At 30.7% G+C, this 26,434-nt stretch carries 30 protein-coding genes and 1 pseudogene; 7 read left to right on the top strand and 24 right to left on the bottom strand.

Annotation, left to right across the window (positions count from 1 at the left end):
* Positions 1-21 precede the first annotated feature (21 nt).
* The 13 genes and pseudogenes from B9N70_RS01570 to B9N70_RS01510 all read right to left on the bottom strand — a co-directional run bounded on the left by B9N70_RS01570 (position 22) and on the right by B9N70_RS01510 (position 10,958).
* Complete coding sequence (locus tag B9N70_RS01570) at positions 22-975, bottom strand: electron transfer flavoprotein subunit alpha/FixB family protein (protein WP_085114064.1); 954 nt, start codon at positions 973-975, stop codon at positions 22-24.
* Positions 975-1,724 carry an electron transfer flavoprotein subunit beta/FixA family protein gene (locus B9N70_RS01565; RefSeq protein WP_085114063.1) on the bottom strand — a complete coding sequence of 250 codons (750 nt, stop codon included), beginning with the start codon at positions 1,722-1,724 and terminating at the stop codon, positions 975-977. Before B9N70_RS01565 ends, B9N70_RS01570 begins: the two co-directional genes overlap by 1 nt.
* Positions 1,724-4,156: a GcvT family protein gene (locus B9N70_RS01560; protein ID WP_085114062.1), complete on the bottom strand. Its 2,433-nt coding sequence runs from the start codon at positions 4,154-4,156 to the stop codon at positions 1,724-1,726. Before B9N70_RS01560 ends, B9N70_RS01565 begins: the two co-directional genes overlap by 1 nt.
* 61 nt (positions 4,157-4,217) lie before the next feature.
* Positions 4,218-4,580, bottom strand: coding sequence for a DUF4864 domain-containing protein (locus tag B9N70_RS01555; protein WP_231909412.1), 363 nt, complete (start codon positions 4,578-4,580; stop codon positions 4,218-4,220).
* An 82-nt stretch (positions 4,581-4,662) separates the two neighbouring features.
* Positions 4,663-5,232, bottom strand: a complete 570-nt coding sequence (locus B9N70_RS01550) for an NAD(P)H-dependent oxidoreductase (RefSeq protein ID WP_085114060.1) — start codon at positions 5,230-5,232, stop codon at positions 4,663-4,665.
* 39 nt (positions 5,233-5,271) lie between these two features.
* Positions 5,272-6,882, bottom strand: a complete 1,611-nt coding sequence (locus B9N70_RS01545; RefSeq protein ID WP_085114059.1) for a hypothetical protein — start codon at positions 6,880-6,882, stop codon at positions 5,272-5,274.
* 44 nt (positions 6,883-6,926) lie between these two features.
* Positions 6,927-7,337 carry a YeeE/YedE family protein gene (locus B9N70_RS01540; protein WP_085114058.1) on the bottom strand — a complete coding sequence of 137 codons (411 nt, stop codon included), beginning with the start codon at positions 7,335-7,337 and terminating at the stop codon, positions 6,927-6,929.
* Positions 7,334-7,753, bottom strand: coding sequence for a YeeE/YedE family protein (locus tag B9N70_RS01535; protein WP_085114057.1), 420 nt, complete (start codon positions 7,751-7,753; stop codon positions 7,334-7,336). The genes B9N70_RS01540 and B9N70_RS01535 overlap by 4 nt, the downstream gene beginning before the upstream one ends.
* 3 nt (positions 7,754-7,756) lie before the next feature.
* Positions 7,757-8,191: a CoA-binding protein gene (locus B9N70_RS01530; protein WP_085114056.1), complete on the bottom strand. Its 435-nt coding sequence runs from the start codon at positions 8,189-8,191 to the stop codon at positions 7,757-7,759.
* A gap of 3 nt (positions 8,192-8,194) precedes the next feature.
* On the bottom strand, positions 8,195-8,968 hold the full coding sequence (locus B9N70_RS01525) for an enoyl-CoA hydratase (protein ID WP_085114055.1): 774 nt from the start codon (positions 8,966-8,968) through the stop codon (positions 8,195-8,197).
* Between the two features lie 16 nt (positions 8,969-8,984).
* Positions 8,985-9,358: pseudogene (locus tag B9N70_RS01520) on the bottom strand (cytidyltransferase).
* On the bottom strand, positions 9,358-9,765 hold the full coding sequence (locus B9N70_RS01515) for an AAA family ATPase (RefSeq protein WP_085114054.1): 408 nt from the start codon (positions 9,763-9,765) through the stop codon (positions 9,358-9,360). Before B9N70_RS01515 ends, B9N70_RS01520 begins: the two are co-directional and overlap by 1 nt.
* The gene (locus tag B9N70_RS01510) at positions 9,762-10,958 is read right to left on the bottom strand and encodes an aromatic ring-hydroxylating oxygenase subunit alpha (protein WP_085114053.1); all 1,197 of its coding nucleotides are present in this window, start codon (positions 10,956-10,958) and stop codon (positions 9,762-9,764) included. Before B9N70_RS01510 ends, B9N70_RS01515 begins: the two co-directional genes overlap by 4 nt.
* A 102-nt stretch (positions 10,959-11,060) precedes the next feature.
* On the opposite strand from B9N70_RS01510, the gene B9N70_RS01505 reads away from it, so the two are divergent.
* The 3 genes from B9N70_RS01505 (at position 11,061) to B9N70_RS01495 (ending at position 13,822) form a co-directional block, all read left to right on the top strand.
* A complete protein-coding gene (locus B9N70_RS01505) occupies positions 11,061-11,789 on the top strand; it encodes a methylenetetrahydrofolate reductase (protein WP_085114052.1) in 729 nt (242 codons plus the stop codon).
* Positions 11,782-13,140, top strand: coding sequence for a glycine cleavage T C-terminal barrel domain-containing protein (locus B9N70_RS01500; protein WP_085114051.1), 1,359 nt, complete (start codon positions 11,782-11,784; stop codon positions 13,138-13,140). The genes B9N70_RS01505 and B9N70_RS01500 overlap by 8 nt, the downstream gene beginning before the upstream one ends.
* A 139-nt stretch (positions 13,141-13,279) precedes the next feature.
* Positions 13,280-13,822: a hypothetical protein gene (locus B9N70_RS01495; RefSeq protein ID WP_085114050.1), complete on the top strand. Its 543-nt coding sequence runs from the start codon at positions 13,280-13,282 to the stop codon at positions 13,820-13,822.
* Here the strand turns inward: B9N70_RS01495 and B9N70_RS07090 are convergent.
* The 7 genes from B9N70_RS07090 to B9N70_RS01465 form a co-directional block, all read right to left on the bottom strand.
* Positions 13,819-13,989, bottom strand: a complete 171-nt coding sequence (locus tag B9N70_RS07090) for a hypothetical protein (RefSeq protein ID WP_172819938.1) — start codon at positions 13,987-13,989, stop codon at positions 13,819-13,821. The genes B9N70_RS01495 and B9N70_RS07090 overlap by 4 nt on opposite strands.
* Positions 13,982-14,662: a TVP38/TMEM64 family protein gene (locus B9N70_RS01490; protein ID WP_085114049.1), complete on the bottom strand. Its 681-nt coding sequence runs from the start codon at positions 14,660-14,662 to the stop codon at positions 13,982-13,984. The genes B9N70_RS07090 and B9N70_RS01490 overlap by 8 nt, the downstream gene beginning before the upstream one ends.
* 9 nt (positions 14,663-14,671) lie before the next feature.
* On the bottom strand, positions 14,672-15,592 hold the full coding sequence (locus B9N70_RS01485) for a radical SAM protein (protein ID WP_231909410.1): 921 nt from the start codon (positions 15,590-15,592) through the stop codon (positions 14,672-14,674).
* Positions 15,593-15,620: 28 nt separating this feature from the next.
* Positions 15,621-17,063 (bottom strand): sodium:solute symporter family transporter, encoded by a 1,443-nt coding sequence (locus B9N70_RS01480; RefSeq protein ID WP_085114048.1) that lies wholly within the window; start codon positions 17,061-17,063, stop codon positions 15,621-15,623.
* A 196-nt stretch (positions 17,064-17,259) separates the two neighbouring features.
* Positions 17,260-17,550, bottom strand: coding sequence for a hypothetical protein (locus B9N70_RS01475; protein ID WP_085114047.1), 291 nt, complete (start codon positions 17,548-17,550; stop codon positions 17,260-17,262).
* On the bottom strand, positions 17,543-18,058 hold the full coding sequence (locus tag B9N70_RS01470; RefSeq protein WP_085114046.1) for a pentapeptide repeat-containing protein: 516 nt from the start codon (positions 18,056-18,058) through the stop codon (positions 17,543-17,545). The genes B9N70_RS01475 and B9N70_RS01470 overlap by 8 nt, the downstream gene beginning before the upstream one ends.
* A 69-nt stretch (positions 18,059-18,127) precedes the next feature.
* Entirely contained in the window at positions 18,128-18,853 is a 726-nt protein-coding gene (locus B9N70_RS01465) for a 20S proteasome subunit A/B (protein ID WP_085114045.1), read from the bottom strand.
* A 104-nt stretch (positions 18,854-18,957) separates the two neighbouring features.
* On the opposite strand from B9N70_RS01465, the gene B9N70_RS01460 reads away from it, so the two are divergent.
* The 3 genes from B9N70_RS01460 to B9N70_RS01450 are packed head-to-tail and all read left to right on the top strand — an operon-like array spanning position 18,958 to position 22,408.
* Positions 18,958-20,397, top strand: a complete 1,440-nt coding sequence (locus tag B9N70_RS01460) for a circularly permuted type 2 ATP-grasp protein (protein WP_085114044.1) — start codon at positions 18,958-18,960, stop codon at positions 20,395-20,397.
* Between the two features lie 3 nt (positions 20,398-20,400).
* Positions 20,401-21,318: an alpha-E domain-containing protein gene (locus tag B9N70_RS01455; RefSeq protein ID WP_085114043.1), complete on the top strand. Its 918-nt coding sequence runs from the start codon at positions 20,401-20,403 to the stop codon at positions 21,316-21,318.
* 25 nt (positions 21,319-21,343) lie between these two features.
* Positions 21,344-22,408, top strand: a complete 1,065-nt coding sequence (locus B9N70_RS01450) for a tartrate dehydrogenase (RefSeq protein ID WP_085114042.1) — start codon at positions 21,344-21,346, stop codon at positions 22,406-22,408.
* Here the strand turns inward: B9N70_RS01450 and B9N70_RS01445 are convergent.
* The 4 genes from B9N70_RS01445 to B9N70_RS01430 are packed head-to-tail and all read right to left on the bottom strand — an operon-like array spanning position 22,403 to position 26,003.
* On the bottom strand, positions 22,403-22,987 hold the full coding sequence (locus tag B9N70_RS01445; protein WP_085114041.1) for an FMN-dependent NADH-azoreductase: 585 nt from the start codon (positions 22,985-22,987) through the stop codon (positions 22,403-22,405). The genes B9N70_RS01450 and B9N70_RS01445 overlap by 6 nt on opposite strands.
* A 9-nt stretch (positions 22,988-22,996) precedes the next feature.
* Positions 22,997-23,704 carry a cytochrome c biogenesis CcdA family protein gene (locus B9N70_RS01440; RefSeq protein ID WP_085114040.1) on the bottom strand — a complete coding sequence of 236 codons (708 nt, stop codon included), beginning with the start codon at positions 23,702-23,704 and terminating at the stop codon, positions 22,997-22,999.
* A 6-nt stretch (positions 23,705-23,710) separates the two neighbouring features.
* A complete protein-coding gene (locus B9N70_RS01435; protein WP_085114039.1) occupies positions 23,711-24,556 on the bottom strand; it encodes a fumarylacetoacetate hydrolase family protein in 846 nt (281 codons plus the stop codon).
* 4 nt (positions 24,557-24,560) lie between these two features.
* Positions 24,561-26,003, bottom strand: coding sequence for an NAD-dependent succinate-semialdehyde dehydrogenase (locus B9N70_RS01430; RefSeq protein ID WP_085114038.1), 1,443 nt, complete (start codon positions 26,001-26,003; stop codon positions 24,561-24,563).
* Between the two features lie 101 nt (positions 26,004-26,104).
* Between B9N70_RS01430 and B9N70_RS01425 the strand changes: the two genes are divergently transcribed.
* Positions 26,105-26,428 carry a GYD domain-containing protein gene (locus tag B9N70_RS01425; protein WP_085114037.1) on the top strand — a complete coding sequence of 108 codons (324 nt, stop codon included), beginning with the start codon at positions 26,105-26,107 and terminating at the stop codon, positions 26,426-26,428.
* Positions 26,429-26,434: the final 6 nt, after the last annotated feature.

Raw genomic sequence — 26,434 nt, 5'->3', positions numbered from 1 at the left:
TGATGTTTTTATCTTTCGGTATTATTTTTGTATAGTGTTTAATTTGTTCAATTCAGCTAGGAATTGAGGAAGGGCTTCAAATAAATCTGCTTCTAATCCATAATCAGCAACACTAAAAATGGGAGCTTCACCATCTTTATTTATTGCTACAATTACTTTACTTTCTTTCATGCCCGCTAAATGTTGAATAGCTCCTGAAATACCAACAGCAATGTACAAATCTGGAACTACTACCTTGCCTGTTTGTCCAACCTGATGATCGTTACTAATATACCCTGCATCAACTGCAGCTCTAGATGCACCTATTGCTGCACCTAATTTATCTGCTACTTCAGTAATTAATTTAAAGTTATCACCACTTTGCATACCTCTTCCACCTGAAACTACTATTCTTGCTGTGCCAAGTTCTGGTCTATCAGATTTTATTTCTTCTCTTTTAATAAATTTAGTTTGAACAAATTGATCTAAACCATCAGCTTTTTCAATTGGTGCAGAGCCACCAGAACTTTCACATGGATCAAATGAAGTAGGTCTTATTGTTACACATTTTTTTGAATCTTTACTTTTAACTGTGGCAAAAGCATTACCTGCATAAATAGGTCTCACAAATGTATCTGTTGAAATCACTTTTGTTATATCGCTAATTTGAGATGTATCTAACAAAGCAGCAATTCGTGGCATTAAATTTTTACCAAAAGTATTAGCTGAACAAACAACATGAGAATAATTTTCAGCAATTTTAACCACAACCGGAGCAAAATTTTCTGCAGTAAAGTTTTCATAATGTGGCGCATCCACGTTAATAACTTTTTTAATAGCTGGTAAAGCGGCTAGAGCTTTTGTAGCCTCATCGCTGTTATGACCAATTATTAAAGCATGCACATCTTCATCAATTTGAGATGCGGCAGTAACAGCATTTAAAGTAAAAGGTCTTAGCTCTTTATTATTATGTTCCGCTATTAATAGTACAGCCATTATATTACTTTCGCCTCATTTTTAAGCTTTTGAACAAGTTCAGCTACATTAGCAACTTTTATTCCCGCTTTTCTTTTAGGAGGTTCCTCAACTTTGATCTGCTCAACTCTATTTGCAATATCTACTCCTAGTTCTGAAACATTTAATTGATCAACAGGTTTTTTCTTTGCTTTCATTATATTTGGTAAAGATGCATATCGTGGCTCATTTAACCTTAAATCACAAGTTACAATTGCTGGAATATTAATCTCGATTGTTTCTAGACCTTCGTCAATCTCTCTCACGACTTCTAATTTTCCATCCTTAACTTCTATTTTTGAAGCAAAAGTGGCCTGTGGCCAATTTAGTAAAGCACTTAACATTTGACCAGTTTGATTACAATCATCATCGATTGCTTGCTTGCCCATAAAAACTAAATCAGGTTTTTCTTTTTCAACAACTTTTTGTAATAGTTTTGAAACAGCCAATGGTTCTAAAATTCCATCTGCTTTCACATGAATTCCTCTATCAGCACCAACTGCTAAAGCTTTTCTAACTGTCTCCTGAGCTTTATCCTCACCAATCGTAACTGCAACTACCTCTGTAGCTTTACCAGCCTCTTTAATTTTTACTGCTTCTTCAACCGCGTTATCATCAGGTGGATTAGTTGACATTTTAACATTATCAGTAACAACTCCAGAACCATCTTCTTTAACTCTAATCTGGACATTGTAATCAATTACTCTTTTTACAGCGACTATTATTTTCATTAAGCTCTCAATAATTTATTTTCTGCATCATAAGGACTTTCATCCATTACTGTTGCATCGTATATTTTTCCTAAAATATCAACTTTTAATTTTTCTCCAACATTTGCCATTTCTGGTTTAACCATTGCAAGTGCAATAGATTTATCTAATCTAAAACCATACTCACCACCTGTTGCTCTTCCAATCACTTTATCATCTTTGTAAATAGGATTATTTCCAAGAACATCAGCATCCTCTGTATTATGAACTTCTAAAGTTACTAATTTATTATCAAAACCTTTTTCTCTCCATTTATTTAATGCCTCCAAGCCAATAAAATTTCCTTTGTTTGGGTGGATAAATCTATCTAATCCAGATTCGTAAGGTGAGTACTCTATAGACATTTCGGTTCCAACTAATTTATAAGATTTTTCTAATCTTAAACTGTTCATTGCTCGAATACCAAAGGGTTTAATGCCTAGATCTTTTCCAGCTTCCATTAGTTTATCAAAAATATGATTTTGATACTCAATTGGATGATGCAGTTCCCAACCTAATTCTCCAACAAAGTTTACTCTCATTGCGTTAACTGGAGCATACCCAATATCTACATTCTTAGCAGTTAGCCATTTGAAATTTTCATTGGAAAAATCATCAGTTGAAACTTTTTCCATTAGTTGTCTTGCTTTAGGTCCTGCAACAACAAGAACGCCTGTGCTATTTGTAAGGTCTTGAAAAGTAACAGACCCATCTGTTGGCATCCATTTTTGAATCCAGTCATGATCTAAACGTAAATTTGAACCAGCAGAAACAAGATAGTAACTATTTTCTGCTTCTTTCATTATTGTGAATTCTGAGTGAACGCCACCTTTAGTATTTAATGCGTGACATAAATTTATTCTCCCAATTTTTTTAGGAAGCTTGTTTGCAACTAAGAAGTCTAAAAACTCTTCAGCTTTTGGACCCTTAATTCTGCATTTTGCAAATGCGGTCATGTCTAAAAGACCCACATTTTGTTTTACATTTTGACATTCTTTTTTTATTGCCTCGAACCATTTTGATCTTCTAAATGACCAATCATCTTTTTGTTCCATTCCATCTGTTGCAAAAAAGTTTGGTCTTTCCCATCCAAATTTTTGTCCAAAAACAGCACCTAAATCTTTCATTCTTTCATAACAAGGTGAGGTTCTTAATGGTCTTGCAGCTGGTCTTTCTTCGTCTGGATAGTGAGTAATAAATACATGACTGTAAGCTTCTTCATTTTTAGCTTTTAGATATGATTTAGAGCAATAGTCTCCATACCTTCTAGGCTCAACACCTAGCATATCAATTGTAGGTTCTCCATCTACAATCCATTCAGCTAATTGCCAACCTGCTCCGCCTGCTGCAGTAATTCCAAAACTGTGTCCTTCATTAATCCAAAAGTTTTTTAATCCCCATGCAGGACCAACAATTGGATTACCATCTGGTGTATAACAAATTGCACCGTTGTAAACTTTTTTAACACCAACTTCTCCAAATGCAGGTACACGATGAATTGCTCCTTCAATGTGTGGAGCAAGTCTATCTAAATCTTCTTGAAATAATTCATACTCTGAATCTTTTGATGGTCCATTCACATAACACGCTGGAGCTCCATCTTCATATGGGCCTAATATTAATCCACCAGCTTCCTCTCGCATATACCATCTGCTATCACTATCTCTTAAAACTCCCATTTCAGGTAAACCATCTTTTTTTCTTTTTTGTATTTCAGGATGAGGTTCTGTTACAATGTATTGATGTTCTACTGGAATAACAGGAATATCTAAACCAACCATTTTACCTGTTTGTCTTGCAAAATTTCCTGAACAAGAAATAATATGTTCACATTCTATAGAACCTTTGTCAGTTTCAACAACCCAACCATCTTTATTTTGCTTCATCGCAAGTACGGTTGTATTCCTGTAAATTTCTGCACCCATATTTCTTGCACCGGTTGCTAGTGCTTGAGTTAAATCTGCTGGTTGAATATAGCCATCCTCAGGATGTTGAATTGCTCCAACTAAATCATCTGTATGACATAGTGGCCAAATTTCTTTAACTTGTTGAGGTGTTAAAAATTTTACATCAACTCCAATTGTTTTTGCAACACCGGCATACTGATGATATTCATCCATTCTATCTTTGGTGCTTGCTAATCGAATATTAGATACAACACTAAAGCCAACATTTTTTCCAGTTTCTTCCTCTAATTTTTTATAAAGATTAACTGCATATTTATGAAGTTGTCCTACAGAATAACTCATATTAAATAATGGAAGTAATCCTGCAGCATGCCAAGTTGACCCTGAAGTTAATTCTTTTCTCTCAACTAAAACAACATCTGACCAACCTTTTTTTGCTAAGTGATAAAGAGCACTAACTCCAACTACTCCTCCACCAACAACAACTACTTTAGCTTTTGATTTCATGAAACGATTCCTACTAAATTTTTATCTACTCTGAAAGAAAATTGTATCTGTTGATAACTAACTAAACTGAAGAGCCAAGTGACACTGGAGAAGACACTCCTGTAGTCAACCAACAATCCTTCAAAGGACCAGATTTTTCATACTTTTCAACTTGCCAATCAAACTTATGGTAAGTCTTGTTTTGATCAAGCACTGTTACTTCAAACTGAGCCCAATTGTCGCCAGATTGAACAAGGGTTATGGAATGTTCAATATGATTTAATAACATTTTATAACCTTCACCTTTAATCATGGAAGTAAATCTATCTAAAGGACCTGTAATTTTTTTATTATTTGGGTGGGCAAAATTCCAAGTTTGTTCGATACCAGAGTTTGCATAAATCTCGTCATTATTTTTAAGAGCTAACAGTTGGATCTGAACCACATCAAAAGGCTTAAAATTAACATTCGGTAAGAGTAATTCTGCTTTTGAGTTTGTGATAGTTAAAAAAAATAAAAAAATAATCTTAAAGATTACGAGCTGTTTCCCTAACGTCTTCAAGAAATTCTTTTCGTTTTTCATTACTTACGAATGGTACTGCAAAATATCTTCTGTAGATAATATTATAAATACCGCACATATGAAAAACTCCTCTTTTTAATCTTCTAATAGGTAAATTTAGGAAAAAAGTAGTTATTGCAAGTCTAGGTGATCCATAGGTACAGAAAATAATTGCTTTTTTATCTTTTAAATTTCCAATTGGATAACCATAATTACCCCAAAGTTTTTTAAATCTATAAGCCCAAGGTGGAGCTAAAACTTTATCTATCCACCCCTCAACAATTGCTGGCATTCTAAAATTCCAAATTGGTGCAACCAAAACTATTGTATCTGATTGTTCAATTCTTTTTCTGTGATCTAAAACTACTTTATCTGGTTCTTCACCTGCAAAAACTGGATCAAATTTTTCTTTATAAAGATCTACAACATCAACTTTATTACCTTTTAATTCAGCTTCTTTAATAAATTCATTTTTAATGGCTGCATTAAAAGAATTATCATTATAATGACCGTATATTAAAAATATTTTTTTCATTTCATTTTATAATTTCAAAATTTAAAAACTCAAATTTTGTTATTCAGAAGTTTTATATTTGCTGTTGTTGATTATGAACACAAATAAGATCGGTAAAATTAAAGTCAAGAGGGTCACAAAAATTAAAAGTATACCGAGCTCAGAATAGTCTGCATTAGTTTGGATTTCACCTGTTACCTTATCTTTTACCTCTCTAGTTACTATAAAAATTTGATTAATATACTTTGTGCCAAGTGCGCTCGCAGATAAAGCAAGGTTTGTAAAAGAAGCAAATACAGCAAAAAAGGTTGCTTTTAAATGAGCAGGAGCATTTTTAGCAATCCAAGCAAGTAATGGTATCATTGATATTTGACCCAAAGGTGACTCGAGTGCTGTATTTATAATAGCAATAAATTTTGCATCAACAACTCCATCCGTTAGAGAAGAAGTCCAATTATGAATCCCATAATACATTCCAATACTTGGAAGGAGTAGAATTGCACCTGCAACACTTAATACAACAATAATTTTAGCTATAGTATTTTTAGCCATAAATGGCCTTAAAAGAACTATCCCAAATAAAGTTAAAACAGATGCAAGTAATGACAAAATAGAGAAAAATTGTTCATTAAAATTTAAAACATCTATTTCAAACCATGTTAACCCTGGCCCAGGTCCTGGCATAGCTCTAAAAACAAAAATAATTACAGCTGTTCCAACAATAGTTAATCTTAAATTTTCAGGCAACTCCTTTATTAAATTAAACATTAAAAATAAAATGATAATTACAGATCCAACAAAAACAATTTCTTGAGCTAGAGGAATTTTAAAAGACCCAACAGATAATGAAAAAATTACAAATATTAAACTTCCACCTAAAATCCACCAATTAACTTTTGGTTTTTCATCTCCTCTTTCGTCTTTGAATTTTAAGCCTTGTATTTCTAAATTTCTTATTTTTTTATTTCTTAAATAATTTGCAAGAATTACACCAAAGACAGATATTAAAGGAATTATAAGAGCATAAATATAAATTGACCCATATAATTGAATTTTATCTACTTCATTTAAACTATCAACATTTCTAAACAAAATTACATTAGCCACTGCAACCAGAACAGTTCCGCCTATTATTGCAAATCGACCAAGGGTTTGCATTGTGGTATGCATTACTTTTATCTGATCTTTAGAAAATTGCTTTCCCTGATCGTCAATCAAGGGAACAGCTTCTACAGTCATTGCATCAGCTACTACATCTTGAATTACGTAACCTACAGGAGCCAAAATAACACTAATTACAAACCAGGTCTCGACTCTAAATATTTGAGACATCTCTTTAGTGTGAATGATAAGTCCGTACATTATTAATAAGCTTAGGGCTATTAATGATGCGCCTAGATAAACCATGTAATTTTTTTTCTTCCAAATGAGATCTACTATGTGTCCAAGAGGCATTTTCAAAGCCCAAGGAATACCAGCCCAAAATCCTAAACCTGCAAGAAAAGCTGCTGATAAATTCAAATAATCTTTTACAAAAAAAGTTCCAACAATTCCTGTTAAACCTGAAATTCCTGCAGCGACATATACCATTAGTGGTGGAAGATATGTCCATTTAAACTGACGGCCTAGATCTAGGAAAGTATTATCAAAAAATTGATAAATTTTTTTCATTATGGCTTTTACAACAAATTATAGAAAATATAAATTTTTCTAAATTAGATAGATTTTAAAGTTTTTACTAAATAAAAACCCAGAAACATCGAAATTACAAATATAATTGAATAAATATTTAAAAGTGCAATTGAAGAAATTGCAGGTCCTGGACATAATCCTCCTAAACCCCATCCAGCACCAAATAAAGCTGAACCAATTACTAACTTGCTATCTATTACTTTATTATTTGAATAATTAAAGTTTTCAGCAAATATTGGTTTTTCTCTTTTTTTTATCAAATGAAACATTGGTGAAGAAACAACTAGCGCACCAATCATTACAAACATAAGTGATGGGTCCCAATTACCAAATAAATCTAAAAATCCCAAAACTTTAGCTGGGTTAATCATCTCTGATATTGTTAAACCTATACCAAAAACAATTCCTGAAACTAATGAAGCTATTCTATTCATATTAGATTATTAATCAAAACAGTTAAAATTCCAACAATCATAAATGAAACGGTTGCTATAACTGATCTTAGTGAAAATCTTCCAATTCCACTAATCCCATGACCACTTGTACATCCACCACTAATTCTTGTACCTACACCAACTAAAATACCTGCTAAAATCATCACAACATAAGAATTAGAAATAGTTATACTGACTGATTGATTTGAAAAAAAAGAGTAAATAATTGGACCAAGTATTAACCCAAGTAAAAATAAAATATTATCGAATTTATTTTCTTTTGAAGAAAGTGCATTACTTGCTATCCCACTTATTCCAACAAGTCTACCATTAAGTAAGAAAAATATTACAACTGCTAGTCCTATAATTATTCCACCTGTAAAAGCAGTAATTGGTATAAAGTTAACAATATTCATTTTTTAATCACTTAATACCGGAAATGCTTGTCTCATTTTTAAAAAATATTTCTGATACTCCATTTTTGTACATTTGTTATCTACATATTCAATATTATTTTTTTCAACGAGTTCTTTTGCTTTTTCGTCTCTAATTCCAAGCTGTAACCAAAGAACTTTAGCACCAATTTTAACTGTGTCTTCTGCAATTGCGTAAACTTCTCTTGAAGGTCTAAAAACATCTACTATTTCAACTTTTTCTTTTATGTCAGTTATTTTTTCAAAAACCTCTTCACCAAGGATTTTTTCTCCTTTAGCTCTTGGATTAACTGGAATAACTTTAAAACCATATTCCTGCATACGTTTCATAACAATTGTTGATGGTTTTTTATGATCTTTACTTACACCAATCATTGCAATAGTTTTATTCTTGTCTAAGATTTCTTTAATATCTGGCATTAATTATTTATTTTTCCACTTAGGAGTTCTTTTTTCTAAAAAAGCTGAGATACCTTCTTTAGCATCCATAGCCATCATATTTTTAGTCATCATCTGACTTGTGTATGCGTATGCTTTTCTAAGTGGCATTTCTAATTGCTTGTAAAAAGCTTCTTTACCAATTTTTATTGTAAGATTTGATTTAGAGGCAATTTTTTTTGCAATTTTTAAAACTTCGTTATTAAGTTTTGATTTTGGATAGTAATCATTAATTAATCCAATCTCTTTTGCAAAATTAGCTTTTATTGGTTCACCAGTTAAAAGCATTTGCATCATTGGTTTTCTATTTATTTTACGACTAACAGCAACCATTGGTGTGCTGCAGAATAAACCTATGTTAACCCCTGGGGTTGCAAATAATGCATCCTTTGTGCTGTATGCCAAATCACAACTTGCAACTAACTGGCAGCCTGCCGCAAAAGCAGCTCCATGTACTTTTGCTATTACTGGTTTTTTTCCTTCAACTATTTGAAGCATAACCTTAGAGCATAAATTGAATAGTTTTTGATATTTAACTCTATTCTTTAAGCCTTTTACCTCTTTTAAGTTATGACCGGCGCTAAAACCTTTTCCTGCTCCCTCAAGAATAATTACTTTTACTTTTTTGTCTTTGTCTAATTTTTGAAGTGTTTTGAGAAGATCTGATAAATTTTTAAATGAAAGAGAATTATAAGTTTTAGGCTCATCTATTGTAACTATAACAACCCCATCAAATAATTTTTTATTTTTGATATTCATGAAAATGATGGAAAACCTATTTAAGCTTTCCTTCTTCTCTCATTTTCGCTCTAATTTTTGTAGCAGAAATTTTTTGAGTTTCCTCGTCTAAAACTATCTCTTCAATTTTATAGCCAACTCCTCTTCCATAACAAATATTAGTGATATTTGGAACAAGCATGATTTTAAATTGTCCTTCAAATTCAGGATTTAATCTATCTTCAATATTTTTTTTAACAGTTTCAAAATCAAAAGGATTATCATCAACACTTGCACATCTCTTATTTGAATACAAACTTGACCTGTTTTTTTAATTATTTCTTTAAACAAAGCGTAATGTCCATCATGAAATGGTTGCCATCTTCCTAGCATTTGAGCTGTTGGTTTTCTGTTGTCCCATTTGTAAGCCATTATTGTATCTCCTTTAAAATTTTAGGTGCCCAATTTTTAGCATCTTGTGTTGTTACATGATAATCAAATTTTTCTGGTTTGATAAACATTTTATTTGTGTCATCAAATCTACCCTCTTTAATAGTATCTACCCAAATTACATAATCTGCTGGAAATAAAGATCGCGCCTCAGGTGTCGGACATATAAAATCAGCCACAACATTACATCCTTCCTCTTTTAATTTTAAAGCAAAATCCGCCATTCTTTTAGATTGTCTTTTTCTCCCTTCCTCTGAAAAATCCCAGTCATTTGCTTCCTTTCTAACTTCATCTGCATTTAATCTTTTAGCATTTAACATTGGTGCTAATTCATTGGCCAAAGTTGTTTTACCAGAACCTGGTAAACCCATTATTAAAATAATTTTCATTTAGATAAATTACTTGCTACCCATTTATGAAACTGATGTGTTGGTGCATCCATTACGGGCGAAAAATTTCCACCATTGTATACAGGTGAACCTCTGCCTTCTTGCATTCCTTCAATTGCACTTATATCTTCAAGCATTACATCTTTCCAAAATTTAGAATTTTGTTTTCTAAGTTCTTTAAGCTCATCACCATTAGCACTTTCATTGCCAATATAATACATATTCATATGTTCTCGAGTTTTATTGGTAGCAAGAGGCTCTAACCAAAAAATATAAAAATGATCTATATGTAATCCGATCATTACATTTGGAAACAAAGCTATATATTCTGAGTGTTGTAATTGTTCTTTGTTCCAATTTTTAAAAGTATCAAATCTTTTATCTTCCTTGGTTAAAGTTTGATATTTTTTACTTCCCTGGCCAGCAAATCTATTAGGCAAACCTTGTATATGATAATGATCGTTAATATTTGATACTTTGTTTAATTCAGGATGAATTGTTGGTAAATGATAGCTTTCACAATAATTTTCTATAGCAAATTTCCAATTAGAGTTAACCTCTAAATTAAAATAACCAAAATCATTCGAGTAATTAATTAATTTTTGATCTTCTTTATTAATAAATTTTGACCATCTTTGCTCTAATGGTTGAATATACTCTTCAAAATCAATTTCGTTTGAATTAATATTAACAAAAATCATATCCATCCAAACTGTAGATCTAACCTCTTTTAGATTACTTTTAGCTTTATCAAATTTTTCTGATTCGTGAACATTAAGGCCTCCAACATGAGGGGTTGCTATTAATCTTCCGCTAAAATCATAAGCCCATGAGTGATATGGGCATCTAATTACATTTTTAAGACCACATGGCTTATCCACAAGTTTAAATCCTCTATGGCTACAAACATTATGAAATACTCTAATTTGATGTTCTCTGTCTCTAACTATCAATAAAGGAATCCCTAGTAAATTGTATGGTCTTGCATCTCCAGATTTGGGTAAAGAGCTTCCTACTCCAATAACTGTCCATTTATCACAAAAAATTTTCTCTCTTTCGTATTTTAGATAATTATCATCAGTGTAGCATTGATTGGGTAGGCCATTTGCGGCCTCAATTGGCCTATCTACATTTGAGAGCTTCTCAAAGTCTATAGCACTTGAATTATTTGTAATTTTATTTATTAGATCCACAAAAAAAAATTACCACCAGGATAATTTTTGGCAACAAATTTTCTCCTGGGGTCTAAACGAATTTCTTTGACAGAATTTTCAAAAAGAATAATGATCTGAAAAATGAATTTTTCTATAGAGATAGGCCCTAACTCTAATATTGAAACCTTACCAGCCTTGAATGATGTTTATATTACTATGCTTCCTGGCGGGGATTATAAAGAGACTGCAAATAAAGCATTAGAACTTGTGAAAAAAGGTTTTAACCCAGTCCCACACTTTCCAGCAAGGTCAATGAGTAATGAGCAAGAATTAAAAGATTATGTCAATAAATGTAAAGATGGTGGCGTTAAACAAGCTTTAATAATTGGTGGTGGTAGAGATCCAGTTGGAAAATTTGATAGTTCATTTCAACTTTTAGAAACAGGTTATTTTGAAAAAATGAAAATAGGGATAGCGGGACATCCTGAAGGTAGTCCAGATATATCCGATACAGATTTAGAAAAAGCTATGATTGATAAAAAGCCTTATGCTGATTATATTGTAACTCAGTGGTTACTTGATCCTCAGCCTATTATAGATTTTATTTCTAAACAAAGCGTACCAGTGCATGTTGGAATTACTGGGCCTTTAAAAATATCTAGCTTAATAAAATTTGCTAATATTGTGGGGGCAAAAAATTCCTTAAACTTTCTTAAATCTAATTTTAGTAAGGCGTTGGATTTATTGAAACCTAAAGACCCTAATGATTTAATTGGGAAAGTTAAATCGCATACTGATAACTTCCACATTTATACATTCGGCGGCTTGAAGGAAACAAACAAGTGGTTGAAGGAGAACAAATATGTCTAAAGAGTTCGATTACGACAAAGTAAGGCATGTTACGTCAGTCGATCAGTCTGACAGAAAAGTACCGTATAACTTAAGACAAAGCGGTCCTACTAAAGTAGAAATGCTAATATCAACAAGGGTAAGAAAATCTCCATATTGGCATTTATCAATGAAAGCAGGTTGTTGGAGAGCAACTGTTTATAATCGTATTTATCATCCAAGAGGATATGTAAAACCTGAAGATGGTGGTGCAATGGTTGAGTACGATGCAATTGTAAATCACGTTACAATGTGGAACGTGGCTGTTGAAAGACAAATTAGAGTTAAGGGTCCTGATGCAGAAAAATTTACAGACTACGTTATCACAAGAGATGCAACTAAAATTTCACCAATGAGAGCACGTTACGTAATTTTATGTAACGCTTATGGTGGTGTTTTAAATGATCCAATTCTTCTTAGAATTTCTGAAGATGAGTTTTGGTTCAGTCTTTCTGACAGTGATATTGGAATGTATTTACAGGGTGTAAATGCAGATGGAAGATTTGATGTAGAAATTGATGAAATTGATGTCAGTCCAGTTCAAATCCAAGGTCCAAAATCAAAAGCACTCATGAAAGATCTTTGCGGTGATCAAGTTGATTTTGATAACATGCCATTCTACGGTTTAGCATCCGCTAAAATAGGTGGAAGAGATGTGGTAATTTCTCAATCAGGTTTTTCAGGAGAAGCTGGTTATGAAATATATCTAAGAGACTCTACTTTATATGCTGAGGACATGTGGAATGCTGTTTTAGAAGCTGGAAAGAAACATAGCCTGATGGTTATTGCGCCTGCTCACCACAGAAGGATTCAAGCAGGAATTCTTTCTTGGGGCCAAGATATGGATCACCAACATAATCCTTTTCAATGTAACCTAGGTTATCAGGTTTCATTATCTGGAAAAGGTGAATGGAATAAAAAAGGTGATTACGTTGGAAAAGCAGCACTTGAGAAAATGGGCAAAGAACTAAAAGAAGGAAAAAAACCATACAAACTTCAATTAGTTGGTCTTGAATTAGGTGGTAAACCTATTGAAGAATATGCTCCTGATTTTTGGTTAATTTCTCCAGAAAGTGGTGGTGATCCGGTTGGATTCATAACTTCTCCTTGGTATCATCCAGAGAAAAAACAAAATATTGCAATGGGATATGTGCCATTTGATGGAACACTGAATGCAAATGGTTTTCCAAAAGGTAAGGTTGGAACTAAATATAAAGTTCATTTACCTGAAATCTACTCTGAAACACCAGGTCAACCTGTTGATGCAGTGGTAGTGGATATTCCATTTAAAGAATCTTTCAACGCAAATACAAGAGAAGTTGTAAAAGGTTAACTTATCATAGGGGGAGTGTTATACTCCCCCTAAAAATGTCTAAGGGTTTTCTAATAGCAGTTTGCATTGTAATAGCTATTGCTTTAATACTCTTTCCACTAATTGTTTCTTATAAAGAGCAAAAAAATAAAAAAAAATAATGTTTGGTGAATTCTTAAGTATAATTTTTAAATCAATAAAATTAGATAAGTCGCTTTATAGTGACAATAAAAATTTTGGTGAAGCAGCAATTTATTTTGCTGGCCTAATTATGATTTTAGATGGTGTTGCAGGAGCAGTAGCTGCAAATACTGTAATTAAAACTGCCGTTGGAATGTCTGGACTTACCGCAATATTAACGTGGCTAGTTTGGGGTATTTTGATTTATGTAATTGGAGTTAAAATATTTCCAGATAAACAAACAAAAGTCCCATTTAAAAAAGTTTTAACTGCTGTAGGTTTTGCTCATGCACCAGGATTGATAAGATTTTTCGCAGTAACTCCTGAATTGATGGTACCAATTATATTCCTTACTCAATTTTGGATTTTTGCTGCATTGATAATTGCTACAAGACAAATTTTAAATTTAAAATCAAATTTTAAATCATTCGGAATTGTTTTTTTGTCTTTCTTAATAATTGCATTTTTATCTATATCATTCGTCATGAGCAGAATGAATGTTATGCCTGCAAATAATATCTAAATTGGAAAAATTGTTTTTGAAAGTCTACAAGAATTACAGATTTTAAATCCTATTAAAATTAAATTTTGAAAGACACTCTCGTCTTCTTTTTTACAATCATCACAAATGCCATTTAAATCATTCATAATATCTTCTTCTTTATCTTTTTTTTCAAAATCATTAGTCATTTTTAATCTTTTTATAAATAAATTTTATTAATATTGGAAAAATACCGATAATTGTTAGAGATAAAATAATCTTTAATGTTAAAATTTCCTCTAACGAATTCAAATTTGCAATTTGAACTCCAGCATTAACAAAAATAGCAGTTCCTATAAACATTCCAATTTGGGATACAATATAAAACTCCAGTGTTCTCATCTTGGTTAATCCAAAAACTAAGTTGATAACAAAAAATGGAAAAATTGGACTTAACCTTAAAAATAGAAGGTAAAGCCATCCATCAGTTTCTATTCCTTTATTAACTTTTTCTAAATATACGGCAAATCTTCTTTGAGTATAAGCTCTAAGTGCATAACGTGAAAATAAAAAACAAAAAGTAGATCCAATCGAACTTGCAAATGATACTAATATCAATCCAGGCCAAAATCCAAATAAGGCTCCAGCTAATAATGTTTTAAGAAGTGAAATTGGTAAAGCAAAAGCAGTAACAACTATATATAAAATGAAAAATGCTAAATAATAGATTGTGTAATTATTGTTAACTAATATTTTAATATCCTGATAAGTATCTTTAATAATTTCAAATGATAAAATTTCACTAAGATCAGTAAAATAACTTACAATTATAATTGTAAAAAATACTAAACCAAAAAATATTTTACCTCGATTTTTTTTCATTATTAAATTTTAGCTACAGCTTGAACCACCAAGAACACAAAATTTTGAACAGTGTTTGTGGTTGAGGTATATTTTTTGAAGTGAATTTGTCAAGGTTTGTCCTAAATCAAATTCTTCATCGTAAGGAAGAAGTGTGCAAGCAATAACACTTAGTTTCTTTAAACCTTTTTTTCTAACTATCATTCTAGAAGATGAACACATAATGTCTTTTGGGTTTTTTTTTAAAATATCCCAGCATGATGTTGTAATTTCTGGTGTATCAACACTCTCATCCATCTCTGCAAAAGTTACTAATTCCTGTTTGGAATTAGTATTTAATTTTAAGTGATTGTTTTTTAAAAATATTCCAAAATTTTTTCTTAACTCTTCTTCTGTTTCATTCCATAAAAGTCTTGTTGCAAGGGCATAATTAAAATTATTTTCATCCAACCATTTAAGACCCTTCATCATTATATCGTAGGTATTATTTCCTCTAATCTCTTCATGTTTTGACTTTTCATAGTGATCTATCGAAACTCTTATCGTCAAATTTTTATGATTAACCTTTTTAATCTCTTCAACCCTATTTAGCATAGGCTTCATTGCATTAGATAAAACAAGTGTTTTAAGACCTTTTGATAAAGAATATTCAATCATCCTTATAATATCTTTATTCATAAAAGGCTCACCACCAGTAAAACCAATTTTCTCAGTTCCTAGATTTTTTTCTATTGCTTCATCAATAAAGTTTTTTACTTCATCAAAAGTTAAATAAACAAGACGATCATTTTTAGGGCTAGACTCAATATAGCAGTTTTTACATTCAATATTGCAAAGTGTTCCTGTATTAAACCATAATGTTTTAATTTTTTCAGCTTCCACAAAAGCTCTATCACTTCCATCTGCTGTTACTTTTGGGTCTTTGAATTTGTTATTTATCAAATTATTCACAAACTCTTATAACCATTGTCATATTATATTAAAACTTTTTTAATTTAAAAATGACTGCTGGCAAAAAAGTTGCAACAATAAATGATAAAAACAATAATGATTGTGACACAAATGGTGCAAAGAATTCTTTAGACATTAAAATACCAACTAATAAACTTTTAGAAAAGTCTGGTGATGGAAATAATAAAAATCCACCAATCAAACCTACAATAATTGATATGTAAGCAGTCTTCTCATTTATCGCTTTATTATAAAAACTATAAAATACTGTTAAAACAAAAGCACAACAAAAAAGATCAGCTAACAGAAATAGGTATAACACGCTAAATCCTTTTGAAGCCACAATAAAAGCAATGATTGATAAAACAATAATTATATATTTAGAAAAAACCAAATAGTTTGTTTTTTTATCTAAATTGAAAGTTGCCTTCCCATCTACGATGATCAAACTTGATATTGCATTAATCAATGTATCAACTGTTGAGATTGTTAGAGCTAAGCCAAGAATTACAATTATTATAGATAAAAGTTTCGTTTGTTCTTTTAACAATAATGAAAAAAAACCAAGATCAGGTAATACTTTTGGGTCAGCTGATATTGAAATAAGTCCTGTGAAACCCATAAAAAATACAATTGGAATTATGATAATAAAAGAAATTATTAAACTTTTTTTCAAAACATCATTATTTTTTGCTGCATACACTCTTTGCCAATTACCTTGATGAAATAGATTTGTTGCAGCAACAGCTATAAAAAAAGTTAATCCAGCTGTGAAATTTGGAATATAACTAGTACTCAATAACTGTGGATTTTTACTTTTCACATATGAAAAAGAAAATTGATCACCAGTAAAATTAATTAGATATAATGCTGAAATTACAAGTAGACCTCCAATTACAATCATTTGAATATTGTCCGTAAATATTGAGGCTCTTAAGCCACCATATAAAGTATAAGTCAAAGTTCCAATTAAAATTATAAAAGATGTAATCCATAGCTCTGTGCCAGATATATAGTTAATTAATATTGCAACCGCTGTTACTTCAGCACATAAAAAAATAAACATATAAAAAATGATCATTAATAAAATTAATTTGAACAAACTTTTTCCAAATTTCTTTCTTAGAAACTCAATTAGTGTTGAACCTTTTGGAAAATCTTTTCTAATTTTTTGGCCTAGATAGATTAAGAAAATCATTGGAAAAGCTGTACCTAAAGAATACCCAATTACAGCACCGATACCTCCCCATGTAGCTGCGGATGCAGGTCCAAATAAAATCCAGGCACCTAATGCAGATGCGACCATACTAGTGGTTAATGAAAATAAACCTATATTTCTATTTGCTGTTAAATAATTGTTAAGTCCTTTAAATTTTCGTGAATGATAAAGACCTAGACCAGTAAAAATTAAACTTATTATTATTACAAGAGTTAATGAGGTTGATTGACTTATAAAGTATGTTTTATCCATATTCTCCCTTTCTGAATTACCGGACAGGTTATGAGGGTATATTCTCAGTCAGTTATGACACCCCTTAAGAGTTTCATACACTAATTAATATAAAATTTAAAGATATTTAGAAAATGTGCTTATCACCAAGATAATAAAGAGTAAAAATTATCAACGAGATACAAATCATTATAAATACTTTTTCCTGATTGCTCATTTATTGTGTCTTATTATCCATGATTTCGACCATACATTGGGTAGCATATTCTCTCCATTCAGATGAATTTTTACCCTTTAAACTATTTAAATGATCACGGTTATTTTTAATATCATCTTTATGTTTAATTTTGTCTGCTTCTTCTAAATTAGCCTCCATGTTATTCAAATTTGTCTCCATTGCATTAATCCAATCATTACCAAGTTCAACGCATTTTTTATCATCTTTTTCATCACAAATTTGTTTGAAAAAGTTAAAGATAACGTCATCAGTTTTTATTGAATTAGTCATTATTGTTACATAGACCAATTGAACCTAGATTACACTTTGAACCATCAATCCATATTGAATTATTCAAATTTGCTCCCTCAAAAGAAGCATTAGTTATATTTGCACCTGTAAAATCAGAGCCAAATAGATTGCTATCTTTAAAATTTGCTTCAATTAAAGAGGAGCCTTTAAAATTAACTCTTGTAAGGTTTGCACTTGTAAAATTTGATTTTTCAAAGTTTCCTCCTTCTAAATTTGCTTCATACAAATTTGCTCTAAAAAAAGAAGCTTCAGCAAAATTACCATTGGATAAGTTTGTATTCATCAAAATAGATTTATCTAAATTAACTTTTATAAAACTTATAAAAGATAAGTCAGAATTTGGAGCATAAGCTCTACTTAAATCTTGTTCTTCTGAAAATTGACAAAAAGAATAATCTACTCCATCTCCTAAAGGATCATCACAAGCAGAAAAAGAATGATTGATATTTATAAAAGCAAAAAAAATTACTATTAGGAACTTTTTCATTACAAATCGTAACAAAAAAAAATTATCTCTTCAATAATAGATAATTAGATTAATAAATTCTTAATGAAATTATTTTTCCCAATTAAATCTTGGAAAAGTTTCAAATGCTCTAATTATACTCTGCGACCAACTACTTGTGATTGAAGAATATTCTGGATCATTAATTTCAAACTTATTTATATAAATTGGTTCAATAAGACCTTTTTTATAAACGACAAAATCTATAGGGGGACCAACTCTAAGGTCACTCTTGATAGTTGAATCCATTGAAATTAAAGCACACCTTGCTGCATCGCCTAATGATATTTCTGGTTTTAAAACTCTATCTAAAATTGGTTTACCATAATTAATTTCCCCAATTATTAAATAAGGCCTTGCCTCTGAAGGTCTGATATAATTACCTTGAGGATAAACTAAATAAATTTCAGATTTCTGGTTCCTTATTTGTCCACCAACAATATATGATGAACCCAATTGCAAAACTTCTTCATTAATTCCTTGCGGAGAAGAATGTTTTACAGTTAATGATCCAACATAACTTGCAACCTCTTCTATTGTTGTGCAGGTATTAAGACTAGTAATAGGATTACTTGCTTCTAAATCTTTTTTAATAGAACTGAAGACAGCTTGTGATGTTGCTAAATTTCCAGAGGTAACAATTACTAAATTTCTATCTCCAACAGCATAATTAAACATTTTGCTATAAGTATTAACATCGTCTAATCCAGCATTTGTTCTAGAGTCTGATGCAAATACCATTCCATCGTTGACGTTAATTCCTATGCAATAAGTCATCGTGATCTATCTAATATATAAATAAGTGTTTAAAAAGACTATTTTGTAAGTCAAATTTACTTATTTTTAAATGTTTTTTAAGATTTTATATGCTTTAAATATGAATGCCTAAAATTTCATGGAGTTCATATAAGTCAATTAATGCATTTGATGAATATGTTACATCAGAAAATAAACTTAGGTCAGAGTCAAAAAAAATTTCGAATTTTATTGGGAAGTATTCAACTAAAAGACTGTTAACAACTGTTAAAAATTCTGAGAATGCAATTAGTCAAAGAGGAATTACCTTTAGAGTTTATTCTGAAGATAAACCTGCGGATCACTATTGGCCTTTAGATATAATTCCAAGAATAATCACAAAGAAAAATTGGTCTAAAATTTCTAAAGGTTTAATTCAAAGAGTTAAAGCTTTAAACCTTTTTATTCATGATGTCTATAATGAGCAAAGAATTTTTAAAGAAAAAATAATACCAAAAAAAATTATTTTTGAATCAGGAAATTTTAGAAAAGAATGTTTGGGAGCTAAACCACCATTTAAAGTATGGGCTAATATATGTGGCTCGGATATTGTTAGAGATATCAATGGAGAATTTTTAATTTTAGAAGATAACTTAAGAGTTCCTTCAGGTGTTTCGTACATGCTTGAAAATAGAATGGTTATGAAAAGTGTTTTTCCAGAAATATTAGCAAAACAAAAGATAAGTCCAGTGGATGAATATTGTTCAAAACTATTTTCTTGCATGAGATCTTTATCAAAAAATAAAAAAAATCCGAAATTGGCTATCCTTACTCCAGGTGTTTATAATTCTGCATATTTTGAGCATGTGTATCTTGCACAACAGATGGGAGTTGAATTAGTCGAAGGTTCAGATTTATTTGTAGAAAATGATAAAGTTTATATGAAAACTGTTGGTGGCAAGGAGCAATTACATTCCTTATATAGAAGAATTGACGATTTATATTTAGATCCAAAAGTTTTTAATAAGAAATCTTTAATAGGAATCCCAGGAATTTTTAAAGCCTGGAGAAAAGGCAATATAAGTATTTTGAATGCCCCAGGGTCAGGTGTGGCTGATGATAAGGTGGTTTACAGCTATGTCCCAAAAATGATTAAATTTTATTTAAACGAGGAACCTTTAATCAATCAAGTAGAAACTTTTTTATGTCATGAAAAAAAACAAAGAGATTATGTAATTAAAAACATATCAAAATTAGTTGTAAAACCTGCAAATGAGTCAGGAGGTTATGGAATTTTAATGGGACCAACAGCTTCAACCAAAGAAAAGAATGATTGCATTAAAAAGATCAAAAAAAACCCAAGAAATTATATTGCTCAGCCTTTAATAAATTTATCTACCTCACCTACTCTAATAAATAATCAATTAGATCCAAGACATATTGATTTAAGACCATTTATATTATCAGGTGCAAACAATTACGTTACACAAGGCGGATTAACACGTGTTGCTCTAAGAAAAGGTAGTATGATTGTTAACTCTTCTCAAGGAGGAGGCAGCAAAGATACCTGGATTTTAGATATTTAAATTATGTTAAGCAGAAGAGCAAAATTACTATATTGGATGTCACGTTATTTAGAACGATCCAATTTTACATCAAGATTATTAATAACAACAAGTGAACTTCAATTAGATTTAGCTCTTGAAGATGAAATTTCATGGAAACCATTATTAACTGTGATGGAATTGAATAAAGATTATCTAAAATTAAATAAGAAATATTCTGAAAGAAAAATAATTGACTATTTTATAAAAGACAAAAAAAACCTATCTTCATTAGTTAACTCTTTATTTTATTCAAAAGAAAATTCATTAGTAGTGAGAGATATTTTACCTGAACAATCAATGCTTAAACTAAATGAATTATTAATAACCTTTAATAAATCAATAACTAAAAAAAATTCCAAAAAAAATAACTTAAAGTTGCTTTATAAAATCATCCAAGGCTCACAAAATTTTATGTATTCAACAGATTTAGAGATGCAGAGAAATATAGACTATCAATTTTTAAGATTAGGAAGATTTCTAGAACGAACAGATATGATGATAAGAATACTTCAATCACAAGTACTTAGATCTAAACAGCATAAAAAAGGATATGAATATTTAACTCTTGAATGGATTAATATTTTAAAATCAATTTCAGCATTTCAAGCCTATCGTCAGTATTCTCAACAAGATATATCTATTTCAGATATAATTAATTTTTTCTTAAAGACTAATACCTTTCCAAGATCTATTAATTGGAACTTAAATCAAATAGAAAGAGCAACCTATAGAATATCAAAAAAAAATAATTTAATTAAAAATGTTAAAGAAATCAAAAAAGATATGAATAAATATAAAATTAAAACAGATAATTTAGATAATTTTTTATTATTTTTAGAGAAAACATTAAAAAAATTGAATACTTTAAATAATCAAATTCATAAAAATTATTTTTCTTAATACTAAAAACATATAAAAGAAATTTATGAAAGAATATAATATTGCATGTATTGCTGGAGATGGAATTGGTAAAGAAGTAGTTCCTGAAGGTATAAAAATTTTAAAAGACACTGCTGAAAAACATCAATTTAAAATTAATTTTGAAGAATATGATTTTGCTTCATGTGATTATTATGAGAAACATGGAAAAATGCTTCCAGATGATTGGAAGGATAAATTAGGTAAACATGATGCAATATTCTTTGGAGCAGTTGGTATGCCAGATCAAGTTCCAGATCATATCTCTTTATGGGGATCGTTACTCCAATTTAGAAGAGAGTTTGATCAATATATAAATCTTAGACCTGTAAAACTTTTTCCTGGAGTAAATCCTCCATTAGCAAATAAAAAACCAGGTGATATTGACATGTTAATTGTCAGGGAGAATACAGAAGGTGAATACTCCTCTGTTGGTGGAAGAATGTATAAAAATTCTGATCGAGAAATTGCAATTCAAGAAACAATAATGTCTAGACATGGCGTAGATCGAGTTCAAAAATTTGCTTTTGAATTAGCTAAGACTAGAAAAAGAAAAAAACTTACTAATGCAACAAAATCAAATGGAATTTCAATCACAATGCCATTTTGGGATGAAAGATTTAATGAAATGAAAAAAAATTATCCTGACATAAAAACTGATCAATTTCATATTGATATATTGGTTGCAAGATTTGTTCTAAATCCAGAATGGTTTGATGTGGTAGTGGCTTCAAATTTATTTGGGGATATTTTGTCTGATTTAGGCCCTGCATGTACTGGAACTATTGGGATAGCTCCATCAGGAAACATTAATCCAGAAAATAAATTTCCCTCTTTATTTGAACCCGTTCACGGATCTGCACCAGATATTGCAGGCAAAGGTATTGCTAATCCAGTTGGTCAAATATGGTCTGGAGCAATGATGTTGGATTACCTTGGTGAAAAAGAAGCCGCAAGCTCAATAGAAAATGCTATTGAAAAAACTTTAAGTCAGGAAAAATTTAGAACTAAAGACCTAGGTGGTAATTCTAATACAATTGAATGCTCAGAAGCAATCAAATCAAATTTATAAATTAATTTTTTCTATTTGCATCTCTGCATCTTTAATAGATTTTTCGTAATCTAATGCCATTTGATCTGCACTCACCACATCGACTTTTTCAATACCAAAAAAATTCAATATAAATTTTAACCAAGGAGTTAAAAAATCTTCATTACTATTAAGTTTTGTACCACCAGAGGTAATGACTAAAAATGCTCTTTTATTACTAAGAAGACCCTCTCTTCTGCCATCAGGTTTAAATCTAAAAGTTTCACCAACTCTTGCTGCAAGATCGGCCCAAGCTTTTAAGGTTGCGGGTGGTCCATAATTATAAATTGGAGCAGAGATAATGATAATATCACTTTCTTTTAATTCACTTACTAGTTTATCAGATAACTCAAACATTTTTTTATGATGTTCATTTCTATCTTTTTCTTCAATTTTCATACCTGACTCTGTTAAACCTGATACAAAAACCATCTCATCATCTAGGTCTCTATAAATTACTTCATCTTCAGGTTTTTTAATTTTATCTAAAAGTTTTTTAGCTAATGCTCTAGATGTTGATCCATCTTTTCTGGCACTTGAGTCTATTTGATAAATTTTCATATAACTAAATTATCCTATATTTTGTAAAAATGGAAAAATATTAAGTAAATAGAAACCTAATGTTTGTAATTGATTAGTTAGGATTAATACACCTGTAATCAATAGGATGATGCCACCAATTTTAGAGATTAAATTTATATTCTTCTTGAAATTTTTAGAAAAAATTAAAAACTTTTGTATTAATGCTCCAGATAAAATAAATGGTATAGCTAAACCCAATGAATAAAGACTAAGTAAAATTACTGCTTTACTTAAGGTTTCCTCAATTGCGGCGAGTGTTAAAATTGAACCTAAAATTGGACCTATGCAAGGTGTCCAACCAAACCCAAATGCAAGACCAATTATATAAGGAAAAAAAATATTATTAGTCTTCTTTGCCTCAAAACGTTTTTCAAAATTTAAAAAATTTAAATTTAAAATACCAATTAATTGAAGAGAAAAAATTATAATAACAAAACCTGCAATAATTCTTAAAACATCTGAGTTTTGTAAAAATATTTGACCTATTACTGAAGCAGTGGCGCCTAAAATAATAAATACACTTGAAAACCCTAGGCAAAATAAGACTAGTGGTGTTATATTATTTTTTTTTTGATTGATGATCTCTTGTAAAGATTGCCCTGATACAAACGAAATATATCCTGGTATCAAAGGTAAAACACAAGGTGATAAAAAACTTATCAGACCTGCTCCTATAGCAATAAAATATTCAGTCATTTTAAATTATTTTTCAGAGACAACTTTAGACTTTTGCTCTCCAAGATGATCTACTTTTAAAAATAGCTCATCACCATCTTTTAAAAATTTAGGAGGATTCATTCCCAAGCCAACTCCAGGAGGTGTGCCTGTAGTAATTATGTCTCCAGGCATTAAAGTTATAAAACTACTTAAGTGAGCAATTAAATAATTAAAATTAAATATCATTAAACTTGTGTTTCCTGTTTGATGTCTATTACCATTTACGTCCAAACTTAAATTAAGATTATTCAAATTTTCTATTTCATCTTTAGTAACAAGATAAGGGCCTAAAGGTCCAAAAGTATCGCCTGATTTACCTTTAACCCACTGACCACCTTTATCTTTTTGCCAATCTCTTTCACTTACATCATTACAAATACAGTAGCCAAATACATATTCTTGAGCCTCATTCTCATTTACTCTTTTTGCTTTTTTTCCAATGACCATAGCAATTTCAACTTCATGATCTAATTTTTTTGAATTTTTTGGAATAATAATATTGTCATTTGGACCTACAATTGAATGTACAGACTTATTAAATACAACTGGATAATCTGGTGCTTTAGCACCTGTTTCTTCGGCATGTTCTTTATAATTCAAACCTATTGCAAAAAAATTACCTGGATCTGAAACACAAGAACCAATTCTTTGATTATTATCTAATTCATCTAACTTTGAAAAATCTAATTGTTGTAATTTCCCTAAATTTTCAAAGTTTAAGTTCTTTCTATCAAAATCACTTACATACTTTGATAGGTCTCTAATTTTTCCGTCTTTATCTAATAATGCTGGAATTTCATTTCCAGGATTACCAATCCTTAGAAATTTCATTTAATTAACCTTTGATACCAAGGTGGGTATATTTAACGTTCAAATAATCCTTAATTGCCATAGAGCCACCTTCACGACCATATCCAGTTTGTTTAATTCCACCAAAAGGAGCTTCAGCAATTGCGACCATCGGAGTATTTACAGCAACAGTTCCCGTCTCCATTAATTCAGAAGTCCTGTGTGCTTTTTCCATAGAATTAGTACAAATGTAACTGCATAAACCAAGATCATTATTATTTGCTCTTTCAATCACTTCGTCAAATGATTTAAAAGATAGCATTGGAACAAGTGGTCCAAAAGGTTCTTCTTTCATAATAGTAAAATCATCTTTTACATCATCAAATACTGTTGGTTCATAAAAGAAACCTTTGTTGAAGCCTGCAGGTCTTTTTCCACCCATTAAAACTTTTGCACCTTCCTGTTTCGTTTTTTCAACTAATGCTTCAACTTCATTTAATCTTTTTTGTGTTGTTAGTGGACCAAGTTGAGTATCTGGATCCATACCATTACCAATTTTTAGTTTTTTAGCTTTATCAATAAATAAATTTACAAATTCATTTTTTTTATTTTCTTGAATATAAAATCTATTAGGTGAGATGCAGACTTGACCATTGTTTCTAAATTTTGCAGATATAGCCATATCTGTTGCTTTATTCATATCTGCATCGTCAAAAACAATAAATGGTGAGTGACCACTAAGCTCCATAGTAACTCTTTGAACTTTTTCAGCAGCTTGTTTTAAAATTAATTTTCCAACTCTTGTTGAACCAGTTATTGAAATTTTCTTAATAATATCAGACGATATCAATTGTTCAGCTATACTAGGTGGATCACCAGATAATAAATTTACTACACCAGCTGGCACTCCACACTCTCTACAAATATCAACTAACTCCATTACTGTTCCTGGTGTAATTGTATCTGGTTTAATAATTACTGAACATCCTGCAGCTAAAGAAGTTGAAATTTTTCTAGCTGATAAAGTTAATGGAAAATTCCATGGTGTTAAAGCTGCAACAACTCCAACAGGCTGGTAATAAACATGAACTCTAGTGTCTTCAAATCTACTTTCAACAGTTTGCCCATATATTCTTTTAGTTTCTTCTGCATTCCATTCAAAAATATCTGCGGCTGCACCTACCTCACCTTTTCCCTCTGCTAAAGGTTTGCCAACCTCAAGTGTCATCCATTTAGCAAGCACATCTTGCTTCTCTCTCATCTTATCAGCAATTTTTCTAATTATGTAAGATCTCTGCCATGGTGGCGTCTTTTTCCAAACCTCTAATCCATTTTTAGCTGCATTCAAAGCTTCATTAACATCTTGTGGTGTAGCTTTAGAAGCTTGACCTAAAACTTCTTCAGTTGCAGGATTAATTACTTCGTAGGTCCCTTTATCTGAGGATGGCCCCCATTTACCATTAATGAATTGTCCAAATTTTTCGTACATAATTTGCTAAACTTAAGGTTGAATAAATAATTTAATATTTCTTTAACACGATGCTTTTAACAAATATGGTTTAGTCTTTCAAATTAATAAAAGGAGTTGATATGAAATTTGTTGTTTTAGGAAAATATACAGAACAAGGGTTAAGTGGATTTGTGAAAAATCCAGCTGATAATAGACAAGAAGCTGCTAAAAAAATTACAGAGGCTGCTGGAGCGAAACTTATTGAAATGATGACTTTGAGAGGTGCTTATGATTTTATTGCAATTATTGAAGGACCTAATTTTGAGACAGCCGCAGGTATGAAAATGTTAATGGAGGCAACTGGAACTATTAAAGATATGACAATTATGGAGTCAGTTGATTTTAATAAAGCTGCCGAAATTGCATCAAAAGCCGCAGCATCTTACAGACCAGTAGGAAAATAAACTTTT

Source organism: Candidatus Pelagibacter sp. HIMB1321 (assembly GCF_900177485.1).
In the GTDB taxonomy this organism is placed as follows: domain Bacteria; phylum Pseudomonadota; class Alphaproteobacteria; order Pelagibacterales; family Pelagibacteraceae; genus Pelagibacter.
The sequence above is the reverse complement of the archived record's forward strand: the minus strand, read 5'-3'. Positions and strand labels throughout refer to the sequence as shown.